Source organism: Thioclava sp. ISO4 (assembly GCF_058105145.1).
Map to the genome: position 1 here is coordinate 3,916,938 of NZ_CM176571.1, position 12,206 is coordinate 3,929,143.

Sequence of the window (12,206 nt, forward strand, 5' to 3'; positions counted from 1 at the left end):
CGCCTTGCCGATCCGCCCGCCCCGGCCCGGATCGGCCCCGCCCTTGCATCCCGTCAGATCGGGTTATCCATCCGCAGCGTGACCTGCAGCCGGCCCTTCGCCGCCTCCGGCCAGTTCACCGTGATCTGGTTCTTGGCCGCGCCCTGTTCCACCGCGACATAGGGCATCGCCTCGATCCGCACCCCCGAGCCATCGCGAACCATCCCCTCGGCGATAAGGCTCTGCACGTTGCGCGCCCAGCCTCCGAAGGGCAGATACTCGCTCGCATCCACCGTCCAGACCGATTGCGCCGTTGACTGGTTCACCTCGACCATCACCGGATTCTGCGAGATGTCGTTGATCGCATTGAACATATTCGCCTCGAAGACCACGTTGCGCACCCGCGAGCGGTCGATATCGGCGAAACTCGTATCGATCTTCTCGATCCGGTCGACACTGCCGTTGAGCGACTTGAACACGTTATTCGTCACGCTCAGCCCTTGGATGAAATGGCCCGGCCCATAGGGCTTGATCGACAGCCACGTAAACCACGGCGCGACATTGATACACACGCAGGTATTGCCCGTCACCGTCAGCCCGCCAAAGCTGTATTCACTCGCGAAATTCGGCTCGGCGTCATGCTCGTTGGTCCACTCGATCACCGAGTTGTCGATGTAATTGCCGGTCACCGCCGACTGCACATTGGTCTGGGTGAAGACCAGCCCGGCCACGCGCACGCCATTGCTTTCCTCGTCGCCCTGAAACCAGTGATTGCCGACGATCAGGTGCCCCGAGCCATTCAGCACGAAACTCGTCCCGAAGCGCACGAAGCGCGAGTCGCGAATCTTGCTGTCATTGGCATTGACGTTCAGGACCATCGACTTGCGGTCCTGCGCGGGCACCAGCATCTCGTCCGACAGGAACTGACAGCCGTCGATCAGCAGATCCTGACAGCCGCGCCCGATCGAGGTGATCACCCGATCCTTGGGCCGCACCACATAGCTATCGCGGATCTGGAACATCTGCCCGTCGGGCGCCAGCATGATGCAGCTCGCCGCGCCGTTGCAGAGGAATTCCACATTGGCGATGTTGAACCGGTCGAGCTTCTCCATCCCGGAAAAATCCAGCACATATTGATGGCGCGTGAACGTGTAGGTCCGCGTGCCCGACCCGCCGTAAAGCGGCTGCGACAGGTAAAGCGTCTGCGCCCCGACATTCTTCGACTTCACATAGACCTCGCGCCCAACCCCGGTGCCGGTGATCCGCGCGCCCACCGGGATGTTCGCGATATTGGCGACCGAGGTCAGCTGCATCGACTGGCTCACCGAATAGGTCGCCTGCGACGTCACCACCTCATCGTCCCAGGCAGAGCCCGCGATCACGTTGATCTGGCCGTTCTGCAGAACCCGGCGGTTGGAAAAGCTCGTAAGGTCCGGCGCGATCTCCTCGATGCGGATTGGTTCGGCCACCTCGACGCGGCGCCCTTTCAGGTCGAGCACGTTGTGATCGGTATAGCCGAACAGCGCCTGCAGCGCCTTCTTGAAGCCCGCCAGCTCATCGCCGAAAGCCGCCGCATAGGTCGGAAAGTCGAAGGACCACATCAGCGCCAGCTTCGCCGCGGCCGGCATCACCAGCGTGCCCACGAACTCGAGCGGCGACGAGATCGAGATCGTGCTGCCCAAGTAATACACCCCCTCCGAGACGAAAACTTTGCGCCCGTTCGCCGCCTGATCGGCCGCGTTGAACGCCGCGACATTGTCGGTCGTCCCGTCGCCCACCGCGCCGTAATCGCGCACATCGACCCAGCCCATCAGGTCGCGCAGGAAGGCCTCGGTCACATCCTCGATCTCGATATCGTCGATGCGCACCACGCCGCCATTCGCGCCGGTCAGGTCCAGCCCGAAATGCCCGTAAACCGCATCCAGCCCCCACGGCATATCGACACCTTCGCGCGAGCCGGTTCCGACGATCGCCGACACTTCGACCACCGCGCCATAGCTTTGCAGCGCGACCGTCGGGCCGACTTCGACCACGCCGCCAACATGGGCACCCGACCCCGTCACCGCATAGCCCGCGACGCGCACCTCCGGCAGGTTGCCGCTGACCGCCTTCACCCGCGCCCGAATGCGCAGATAGGTGCCCGGCAGGATCGGCGTGTCGCCCATGTAGCGCAGTTTCTGCACTGTCTGCGTCTTGAGCATCTCCAGACAACCGCCGAAATCCGCATCCGCCGGAACCAGCACGGCATTGCCCGTGCTCTCATAGGTCGTGGAGCCCGGCGTGCCATCCTCGCTCGACCATTGATCCAGCCCTTCGGCGAATGCGGGCGGGGTCAGCACCAGCCCTTCGGTAATCGCGACGTTCATCTGCAATCCTCTTGTCCATGTTCCCACCCGCGCGCCCCTTGCAGTGCCAATAGCGCGCCGGGACCGACCGAAAGCGCCCGCGTTTCGGCCCGAACAGAGCTAGAAGGAAAGGTTAAAGAAGACCTGAGAGGGCCGTGCGCAGCCTCCGGTCACGGCCTGCGCTACCGGTGCCCCTCCCGCTTCGCAGGTGACAGCGTCATGCGCCTGACATATCCTCGCGCCACATCGGGTGTGCAGCCAAGAGGAGCCGCAGATGGTTTACGCCATATCCCCCGACGACAAGACCCCGACGAAAGCCCTGCGCCGCATTGCGCGCAGCGAGCTTGGAACGGCCGTCAAACTGGCCGGAAAATCCGACCCTTCGGTTCACGCCCTGCGCAAAGCGATCAAGAAGACCCGCGGCCTGATCCGTCTCTTCGCGCCGCATTTCTCCGATTTTCACAAAGAGAACGATGCTTTGGCCGAAGCGGCCCGGGGCATTTCCGGCCTGCGCGACGACGAGGTGATGCGCGCCTCGCTTATCCGGCTCGGGCGCGAAGGGCCCGATCTCGACGGTGCGGCGGCCGCCCGTGCGATGCTCGACGCGCTGCCCGCGACGCCGCCGCCGAGGAAGGAAGACATCTCGACATTCGCGAAACGCGTCACGGAAATCCGCAAACGCGCGAAGGATTGGGACGTCACCGAAAAGGGCTGGCCCGCCTATGAGGCCGGATTGCACGCGACGCTGAAAGATTGCCGCAAGCGTCTGAAAACCGCGCAGAAATCAAGGGCTGGCTTAGACCTGCACCATTGGCGGACGCGGGTTAAGCAGCATTGGTATCACACCCGCCTGCTCGCCCCGATCTGGCCCGAGATGCTGCACCCGCGCGAAGACGCACTCGACACTTTGGGAGAATTGATCGGCGACCATCACGACCTGCATGTGCTCGAAACGAAAGTGCCAGAGCATCTCGACCCCGAAAAGGCCGAGGCGCTGCTCGCGCTGATCCGCACGGAATCCGCCCGACTGGAGGCCGAAGCCTTCACCCTCGGCGCCAGGATATTCGCCGAGCCCCCCGAGCCGCTCTGCGACCGCTGGGGGGCTTGGTTCGATCTCTGGAAAGCTTAGTCGACCAGTTCGCCTGCCAGCGCCCGCTCGATCAGCGCGACCGTTTCATCGACACCGTAAAGCGCGATGAACCCACCGAAACGCGGTCCTTGGCTCTGGCCCAGAAGCACCTCGTAAAGCGCCTTGAACCAGTCGCGCAGGTTGGCGAATTCGTGGTTTTTGCCGACCGCGAAAACGACCGATTGCAGGAACTCGTCGCTATGGAAATCGGCCTCCGGCAGCGGCTCTTCGTTGCCTGCCGCCGCGTTCTTGCGCGCGATCTGATCGAGCGCCGCCTCTTCCGATTTCAGCGCCTTGGCCAGATCTTCCAGCGCGGCACGTTCGGACGCGTCGGGCGCGCGGAAGACCAGCGTGGGCTTCACGAAATCCTCGAAATACTTCAGCGCGAAGCCTGCCGCCTGATCCAGATCAGGATTGCCTTCCGGGCTCGCCTCGGGCGCGTAGCGCTTGATGAAGCCCCACAGCCCTTCCTTCTCGGTCGCGCCCGCGACGCTCGCGAGATTGAGCAGCATCGCGAAAGGCACCACCATCCGGCTCTCGGGCGGATTGCCACCATGGATGTGCCAGACCGGGTTGTTCACCTGCTGCTCGATCGGCTGATCGGGATAGGCGCGCAGCTGCTGGTGATACTCGTCCACCGCCTTCGGGATCACGTCGAAATGCATCCGCTTCGCGGTCTTCGGCTTGAGATACATGAAGTAGCTCAAGGATTCCGTCGCCGCATAGGTCAGCCACTCGTCGATCGACAGCCCGTTGCCCTTCGACTTCGAGATCTTCTCGCCATTCGCATCGAGGAACAGCTCGTAAGTGAAGTGCTCCGGCGCACGCCCACCGAGGACGCGGCAGATACCGTCATAGATCGGCGTGTTGGTCGAATGGTCCTTGCCATACATCTCGAAATCGACGCCGAGCGCGGCCCAACGCATCCCGAAATCGGGTTTCCACTGCAGCTTCACGTTGCCGCCGGTGACCGGTAGCGTCCATTCGCGCCCGTCCTCGTCGTCGAAGGTCACGGTGCCGTCGCGCGCATTGACCTCCTTCATCGGAACATACAGCACGCGGCCCGTCTCGGGATGGATCGGCAGGAAGCACGAATAGGTCTGCTGACGCTCTTCGCGCAGCGACTTCAGCATGATTTCCATGATCTGATCGTATTCGTAAGCCGATTTGATCAGCATCTCGTCGAACCGACCCGACTTGTAGTAATCGGTCGCGCTCGCGAATTCATACTCGAACCCGAACGTGTCGAGGAAACGGCGCAGCATCGCGTTGTTGTGGTTGCCGAAGCTGTCGAACTCGCCGAACGGATCGGGCACCGAGGTCAGCGGCTTCTGCTCATGTTGGCGCAGCATGTCCTGATTGGGGACATTGCTCGGCACTTTCCGCATCCCGTCCATATCGTCCGAGAAGCACAGAAGCTTCGTCGGGATATCCGAGATCACCTCGAAAGCGCGACGGATCATCGTCGTGCGCGCAACTTCGCCAAACGTGCCGATATGCGGCAGACCCGACGGCCCATAGCCCGTCTCGAACAGGACGTAACCCTTCTCCGGGTCCCGTTTCTCGTAACGCTTGAGCACCCGGCGGGCTTCCTCGAAGGGCCAGGCCTTGGATTTCATCGCAGCGTCACGCAAGCTCGTCATTGCATACCTCATGAAGGCGCCCCGTGCGCCCAGTCGCGCCTGACCTATTGAAGCGGAGGGGGACAGTCAATAATTAGCACTCGAACACTATCAAGGAGCTCCGACTTGCCCGACGTTCTCGCCTCGCTTTCGCCCCAAGACGCGCTCGTCGCCGTGATGGTCGCGATTTCCGCCGCCGATGAGGACGTGCCGACCTCCGAACTCGTCGCAATCGAGCGGATAGTGAACCACATGCCGATCTTCGCGGGCTACGATTTCGACCGCGTCTCGCGGGTCTCCCGCTCGGTCTTCACTTTGTTCGAAGAGGAAGACGGGCTCGAGGCGCTGTTCGGCCTGATCCGCGACGCGCTGCCCGAACATCTTTTCGAAACCGCCTATGCGCTGGCCTGCGACGTGGCCTCCGCCGACGGTACGATCCGCCAGACCGAACTGCGCCTCTTGGAAGAGATCCGCGGCGAGTTGGCGATCGACCGGCTGCACGCCGTCGCCATCGAATGGGGCGCGAAAGTGCGCCACGCCACGCTCTGATCGGACGCGAGAGTCCCGGCGAGAAAACCTGACGACTGCCCCGCCGTCCGGGCGGAGCGACCACTCAGCCGTAAATCCCGGCCCAACGCTCCAACAGTTGGCTCTGCAGGATTTTCGACGCCCGCACCCATTGGACTTGCCCCGGCGGGCGCGGCGCAGAGCCCGCACGACGACGCCGGTTTAGATCGGCGGTGAAGATCGCGAAGACAAGCTCGGTGCCATCCGGCGCGGTCATGTAGCCCGCCAGAGTTGAGACGAAATTCAGCGTCCCGGTCTTGGCATCGACGCGGAATGGCTGGGCTTGCATGTGCTTGCCCGTCGCATCCCGCAGCTTGAAAGGCTTCATCAAACTGCGCAGCCCCATCGGCGCGCCAAGATTGCGCAGCGCCGCCACCATGTCCTGCGGCGAAAGCTCGGCATCGGCCCGCAGCCCGGAATGGTCGGTGAACCGGGCCGAGCGCGCACCCGTGCGCTGCTGCAACCACTGGGTCATCGTCTGCCCCGACTGCTTCAGGGAGTTCCCCGCACCCAACCGCTTGCTGACCGTCATACCCACCGCCTCGGCGGTGATATTCGTCGAATATTTCATCATCGCGCGCAGAACAGGCACAAGCGGATCGCTGCCATGGCTTACCAGAACCGTGCCGCCGGGCAGGTTGCGCACATCTTCCGGCGCGGGCAGTGGCGTGCCCTGTGCGCGGGCGAGTGTCTGGAACACGTCGCCTGCATAGGCCGCCGGGTGGCGCACCGGCAACCACCGGCTTCCGCCCCGCCCCAAAGCCGCCGAGGCGACCGTCCAATGCTCGACCCCACCGCGATCGGAATAGGTAAACGTCGGCGAGGAGCGTTTCGCAATCGACGCCTTCGCGGTGTAGGCGCGCGGCTGCACGTCGCGCCCGCGCGCATCCATGCTCAGCGCCCAACCGCCCCCGGAGCGGCGCCATTGGAAATGCACGCGATTGAAATTGAGCATCAGCCCCGAAATCGAAGGGTTGTAGCCCGCGAAGATCGGCTGATCATTTGCAATCTCGTTCTTGTAAGGCAGCGCCCCGGCCCAAGTCAGGAAACGCCCCGTGATACCCTGCACGCCCTTCGCCGCCAGCGACTTCGCCATCGCGTTCAGATCATCGGTCGTCAGCGTCGGATCGCCCCCGCCCGCGAGGATCAAATCGCCCTGAATGCGCCCGCCCGAGATCGGGCCAGTCGCGATCAGCCTCGTACCGAAGCGGAAATCGCCGCCCAGCTGCTCCATCGCATAGAGCGAGGTGATCGATTTGAGCGCAGAGGCGGGCGGCATCGCTTTGCCCGCATTGCGCTGTTCGAGGATCTGGCCGCTCTTCAGGTCCGCGACGACATAGCCCACATCGCCGCTGAGCCCGGCCATCCGGACCAATTCGGCTGCCGCAACCGTCTGGCCGAAGCCCGTTTTCGGAGTGGCGAAAAGCGCGGCGCCACCCAGCAATGCGAAGCGGCGCGATATCGATAGCGGCATGGCGATTCCTCCCTCGGCGTCACCCCGAGCGTAGCGCGCCCCGCACCGTCTTCAAACGGGTGTCGATGCTCGCCAGTCACCTTTCTCGCGAATTTCCGTGGAGGAAAGAGAGGACATCGGAATGTTGACGAAGCACCAACGCGGCGCCGGTCCGTCGAGGAGGCGCTGCGAGGCGACCGCGGGCAATTCGGCGCCCGCATAAATGCGCGCCGCACGCGCCCAGCGCCCCGGCATCCGCCAGCCCGGACGCGCCAGCACACCGACCGGCACGCTCTCCATGATCGTGCGCCAATGATCCCAGCGGTCGAATTGCACGAGGTTATCGGCCCCCATCAGCCACGCGAAATCCACGCCGGGATAGAGCGCGCGCAGACGCGTTATCGTGTCGGCGGTGTAACGTGTACCGAGCCGCGCTTCGAGGTCCGTCACCACCACGCGCGGATCGCCCCCAAGGCTCGCCCGCGCACTCGCGATCCGCTGATCGAGCGGCGCCGGGCCATGCGCCTTGAGCGGGTTGCCGGGGCTCACGATCCACCAGACCCGATCGAGATTGAAACGGCGCAGCGCCTCGCGCGTGATCAGTACGTGACCTTCATGCGCCGGATCGAACGATCCGCCCAGAAGACCGATGCGCTGTCCGGCGCGGGCATAGGGAAATCCTTGTCTCATGCGCTGCCCTTACCCGAAGGCGACCGGTCAGGAAAAGAGCGTTTATGCGGCTAAGGCGCGGCGCCGGGTGACGTCCCCGGCCCATCCTCGACGTTTTCGACAGGCCCGGACCCGAAACGAAGGCATCCGCGCCCTGCGGTCTTCGCGGCATAGGTCGCCCGGTCGACATCATTCTGAAGCGTCTCGATTTCGAGGTTCTCGTAGTCGCGCGACGACACGGCGCCGAGCGATCCCGAGACCAGACATTCCTGCCCCCGATACCATTTCGGCGCTTCGAACTGTTCGATGATGCGTGCCGCGAGCGCGCCGATCTCCGCGCGGCTCGGGTCGCCACGCAAGAGAACGAGGAACTCGTCGCCACCTATGCGCGCAACCAGATCACCGCCGCGCACGCTCTCGCACAGATTGCGGGCCACCAGTTGCAACACGTAATCGCCCGCCGCATGGCCTTGCGTATCATTGATCGACTTGAAGTGATCGAGGTCGATCTGCAGCAAAGCGAAATTCGCCAGCCCGTTCGTCGCGTGGTCGACGGCCCGCGCGAGCGCCTGTGCCATGGCCCGGCGGTTGGCGAGTTTCGTCAGCGGATCGCTCAACGCCTGATCTTCCGCCGCTTTGCGCGCCTGATCGAGCCGCCCGGTCAGAGCCCGCAACTCTTCCAGCACGAGCGATTTCGCTTCCTGAAGATAGAGCATTTCCATCGCGAGATCGGCGGCGGAAAAATCATGTTCGGTCAGGTCGAATTCCGCCACGAGTTCGCGCAGGTGAATACCGAAGCTGAAATTGAGGAGCATATCGCCCCCCGCCAGCGTCGGCGCGCCCCCCTGAACTGGCTGACCCGCGTGTCTCACCAGCGCGCCGCGCAGGCTCACCTGCGGGCGCATGCGAAGGGTGACATGCAGCATCTCCTCCGCCGTCATGGCCCCGAGGGAGCGCCCGCAGCGCCCGAACTGGCTATCGCAATCAACAGCACCGCAACTTGAGCGCAGCTCTTTCGGGCACATCCGCACCGCCCCGCCGCGCCGTGCGACCGAGAAAAACCGCGAGAACGGCGCGCCGACGATTTGGGCTTCCGGCACCCCCAGAACCTTGCGCAACGTGCGCCCGACCCCGAGGATGCAGGCCCGCTCGTCGAGCCAGAGAAACATAGGCAAAAGCCCGGTCAGCAACGTCAGCCAATAGGCTTGCGCACCCCGATCAGGGGGAGGCTGTGCGGCCAATCGCGTGACAGTGTTCTCGCCCGGCACGCTCATCACACCTCACCAATCATGCGCGCGAGGGCGAACTGGCGCGCCTCGGCGTGGGTGGCGTCGAGCAGCTGGATCGTCACGGTCTCCACCATCGGGTCGGGGGCGCGCAGATCGCCCTCGGCGACACGCGGCGGCACGTCGATCAGCGCGAGGCTGCCATAGTCATCCGCCATTGCACGCAAGATCCCCGCCAGCACCGCCCCCCAGCCCGGCAGATCCGCGGCGACACGCAGATGGAACTGACCCGGCTGGGTTGCGACCAGATGCAGGTCTGGCAGCTTGAGATCGGGAACAGCCATGCGCGCGCGGTCATTCAACTCGTTGAGCGAGTTCAGAAAACCGCGATAGTCGCAGCCGCCATAACGCAACAGGCGCCGCACCGCTTCGCGGCTGCACAGATGCGCCCCAAGGTCTTCCAGAAACTCGGATCGTGCCCGCCCCAACTCGTCGCAGGCGGCATCGATCAGCCGCAAGGTCTGCGCATCGTCATATTGCAGCAGGGGCTCATAGCTCTCGCCCGGCAAATCCGCGCGCCGCCGCACACGCGCACAGAGCACCGCCCCGTGGGTGTCGGTCAGAAACGTCTCGATAGAGCGGTTGATCAAGCCGAGCATGTGTCCTCCTGACCGCCACGCTAGCGGTCAGAAGTTAACAAAGCTCCAAATTCGCCCGGCTCAGCGCGACAGCGGCAAAAGACGCAGCCCACCGGCCTCAAGCGCCATGATCCCGCTCGGAGCCAGCTGCATCTCACCACGTTTGATCGCGGCGATCACGGGGGCCAGATCGACGCGGAAGCGCGGCTCGCCCTGCGAATCGACGACGCTGCCCCAACCGATCGAATCCCACGCGCCGTTCGACTGCCGCAGCACATAGATCGCGTCGCGGTCGGGCAGATGCAGCAGCACCATCGCCTCGTCGCCGGGCACATCCGACAGGAAATCGGCCTCGATCAAGGCACAATTCGCCGCCGCCCCCTCGGCGGAGGCGCAAAGCCCCGCCGCAACCTCGGGCGCGCGCGAACGGATCGCATCGAGCAGCGCATCCTCGGGCGCTTTCGCACCGGGCGGCAGCACGAGATCCCGGCGCAGTTGGGCGCGCGCGGCGCTGGCACCTTCCGCCCCATCCGCAGACGGGCTCAGACGCGCCAAGGCCGTTGCGAGCGCGCGGTCATCACCGGCTTGCGCCTCCAACTCCGCGAAGGCCGCCTGCCCGGAAAGCCCCCAGTGGTTCTTCAAAGCGTAAAGCGGCAAGGCGCCCGCCGTGATGCGCCCCTCGCGATACAGCGCCAGCTGCGAGCGCGCAGCCACCCCGTTCGCGTCCAGCACCGGCGTCAGCCATGCCAGCGCGGCAAGAAGCAGGCCTCCCGCCATGGCGACATTGATCCGCCGCAGCCGCGCCATCCAGCCGCGCCCCAGCAGCACCGACCCGGCATATCCCAGCGCATAGCCCGCCAGAAGCACGATCAGCACCGCCTGCGCCACGCGTCCCGGGGTCCAGCCTTGCGCGGTGACGCTTTGCCATCCGGTCCAGGCTGCCGCCCCGACCAGCACGGGCAGCACCAGCGCCAAGCCTTGAGCCGACAGGCGCAAGACCCGCGCCCGGACGGCACTCTCATCGTCGCGCTCAATGCCGATCGAGATCAGCGTCACCGCCGCCGCGGCCATCGCCAGCAGCGTCTCGATCTGCGAGAAACCGATCAGCGAGACCTCCCCCCGGCGCGCAATGAACCCGGCCACGAAGATCACCGCCACCAGCAGAACGGGCGGCAGCAACAGCCTGAGAAGCCGCAGGATCAGGGTCGGAGAGATCATCTCCTCCAGCTCGGTCACCACCGCCAGTCCCAGCCCGAGAATGCCGCCCGACAAGGCAAAGGCGAACAGCTTCTCCCGCAGAAGCTGGCGCAGGAAATCGAGGTCCACGCTCTCGAGCAGGCGCGCCGAGAGGTACAGCACGAGCCAGACCATCCCGAGGAAAATAAACGCAGCCGCATAGCGCACCACGATATTCCACGCATGCAGGAACAGCGCCGGATAGTCCTTCCAGGCGCGCGTCCCGCCCTGCGCCACGGCCATCGCGAAGGGCATCGGCAGCATCGCCAGAACCGAGAGCGCGAGCAGCTCGTAAGGCATGTATCCCGCCAACGTCTCGCTCGGGGCATAGCCAAGCGACGCCCACCATCCGAGCAACGCGACCGGAACCGCAATCAGCGCCGCCGCGCCGAAGGCCCTGCGCCAACCGATCTCGCCCAGCATCGCAAGCGCGGTCGCGAAGAACACCGTGCCCAGAACCGACACGCCGAATTGTCCGTGCGCGTCAATCGGAAGCCGTTGCTGCAACTGGTTATCGAGCGCCCAGAAGAACATGCCCGCCAGCAGCCCAAGCAGAATATGTTGCAAACGTAGTTGCATGCGTCCCTCTCCTGTCTTGCGCGAGGCTCCTCGCGCGTCTGACGCGCCTTGCTAGCCCGCGCGCTGTGCGAGCCAGTCGGGAAGCCCCCCGATATGATCGAGCACCGCATCGGCGAGCGGGGCCAGATCGGCCCGCTCCGCCGGTCCGCTCAGCACGCCGATCGCAATCATCCCCGCCGCGCGCGCCGCATGCAGATCATGCTGGCTGTCGCCGACCATCACGACCTCGGCCGGGTCCAGCCCCAGCGAGTCCGCGAAGGCCAGAAGCGGGCGCGCCGTGGGTTTCGCCCCGTGCCCGCTGTCATAACCGATAATCCGGTCGAAGAGATCGGTGATGCCCGCCTGCGCGGCATGTGCCCGCGCCGAGGACTCGGCATCGTTCGTGCAAATGCCCAACTGCAATCCGCGTCCGCGCAGATCGGACAGAAGCGCGCTGAGTGGTACCGGCTCCACCAGTGGCACGTCATGCGCCGCCCGCTCCAGTTCGAGCACCAGATCATCGAGCGACCGCCCCGGAAGATGCGGCAACAGCAGTTCCGCCGCCTCCCGAACCGTACCCGCGATCACCGGCGAGTGCGGCTCGAATTCTATCCGGTCGAGGTCGAACCCGATCGCCGCGGCAAGCCTGCTGGCCTGCTCGGCATCCTTCGCCAACGCCTCGATCTGCAGCTTCGCCCACGCGCCCCATGTCGCGTCGAAGTCGAAAAGCGTACCGTCCTTGTCGAACAGCACCGCCCGTATCTTGCCGCCTGCCATCTGCGAT

The 12,206-nt window shown here is 64.7% G+C and carries 10 protein-coding genes; 2 read left to right on the forward strand and 8 right to left on the reverse strand.

Annotated features, from left to right (window positions below; all coding sequences use genetic code 11):
- Positions 1-53 precede the first annotated feature (53 nt).
- Positions 54-2,345 (reverse strand): glycosyl hydrolase family 28-related protein, encoded by a 2,292-nt coding sequence (locus AC2TZ7_RS19050; protein WP_489865385.1) that lies wholly within the window; start codon positions 2,343-2,345, stop codon positions 54-56.
- A 253-nt stretch (positions 2,346-2,598) separates the two neighbouring features.
- On the opposite strand from AC2TZ7_RS19050, the gene AC2TZ7_RS19055 reads away from it, so the two are divergent.
- Complete coding sequence (locus tag AC2TZ7_RS19055; protein ID WP_489865386.1) at positions 2,599-3,453, forward strand: CHAD domain-containing protein; 855 nt, start codon at positions 2,599-2,601, stop codon at positions 3,451-3,453.
- Here the strand turns inward: AC2TZ7_RS19055 and AC2TZ7_RS19060 are convergent.
- The gene (locus tag AC2TZ7_RS19060) at positions 3,450-5,096 is read right to left on the reverse strand and encodes a lysine--tRNA ligase (protein ID WP_489865387.1); all 1,647 of its coding nucleotides are present in this window, start codon (positions 5,094-5,096) and stop codon (positions 3,450-3,452) included. The genes AC2TZ7_RS19055 and AC2TZ7_RS19060 overlap by 4 nt on opposite strands.
- 105 nt (positions 5,097-5,201) lie before the next feature.
- Between AC2TZ7_RS19060 and AC2TZ7_RS19065 the strand changes: the two genes are divergently transcribed.
- Positions 5,202-5,624 carry a tellurite resistance TerB family protein gene (locus tag AC2TZ7_RS19065; RefSeq protein WP_098411909.1) on the forward strand — a complete coding sequence of 141 codons (423 nt, stop codon included), beginning with the start codon at positions 5,202-5,204 and terminating at the stop codon, positions 5,622-5,624.
- Between the two features lie 64 nt (positions 5,625-5,688).
- On the opposite strand, the gene dacB is transcribed toward AC2TZ7_RS19065, so the two are convergent.
- The 6 genes from dacB to AC2TZ7_RS19095 are packed head-to-tail and all read right to left on the reverse strand — an operon-like array spanning position 5,689 to position 12,199.
- Complete coding sequence (dacB, locus tag AC2TZ7_RS19070; RefSeq protein WP_489865388.1) at positions 5,689-7,116, reverse strand: D-alanyl-D-alanine carboxypeptidase/D-alanyl-D-alanine endopeptidase; 1,428 nt, start codon at positions 7,114-7,116, stop codon at positions 5,689-5,691.
- Positions 7,117-7,167: 51 nt separating this feature from the next.
- Positions 7,168-7,785, reverse strand: a complete 618-nt coding sequence (locus AC2TZ7_RS19075) for a nicotinate-nucleotide adenylyltransferase (RefSeq protein ID WP_489865389.1) — start codon at positions 7,783-7,785, stop codon at positions 7,168-7,170.
- 50 nt (positions 7,786-7,835) lie between these two features.
- Positions 7,836-9,038 carry a GGDEF domain-containing protein gene (locus tag AC2TZ7_RS19080; RefSeq protein ID WP_489865390.1) on the reverse strand — a complete coding sequence of 401 codons (1,203 nt, stop codon included), beginning with the start codon at positions 9,036-9,038 and terminating at the stop codon, positions 7,836-7,838.
- The gene (locus AC2TZ7_RS19085) at positions 9,038-9,649 is read right to left on the reverse strand and encodes a heme NO-binding domain-containing protein (RefSeq protein WP_489865391.1); all 612 of its coding nucleotides are present in this window, start codon (positions 9,647-9,649) and stop codon (positions 9,038-9,040) included. The genes AC2TZ7_RS19080 and AC2TZ7_RS19085 overlap by 1 nt, the downstream gene beginning before the upstream one ends.
- A 60-nt stretch (positions 9,650-9,709) precedes the next feature.
- Positions 9,710-11,443 carry a hypothetical protein gene (locus AC2TZ7_RS19090; RefSeq protein ID WP_489865392.1) on the reverse strand — a complete coding sequence of 578 codons (1,734 nt, stop codon included), beginning with the start codon at positions 11,441-11,443 and terminating at the stop codon, positions 9,710-9,712.
- Between the two features lie 51 nt (positions 11,444-11,494).
- Positions 11,495-12,199 (reverse strand): HAD family hydrolase, encoded by a 705-nt coding sequence (locus AC2TZ7_RS19095; RefSeq protein WP_489865393.1) that lies wholly within the window; start codon positions 12,197-12,199, stop codon positions 11,495-11,497.
- Positions 12,200-12,206 lie beyond the last annotated feature (7 nt).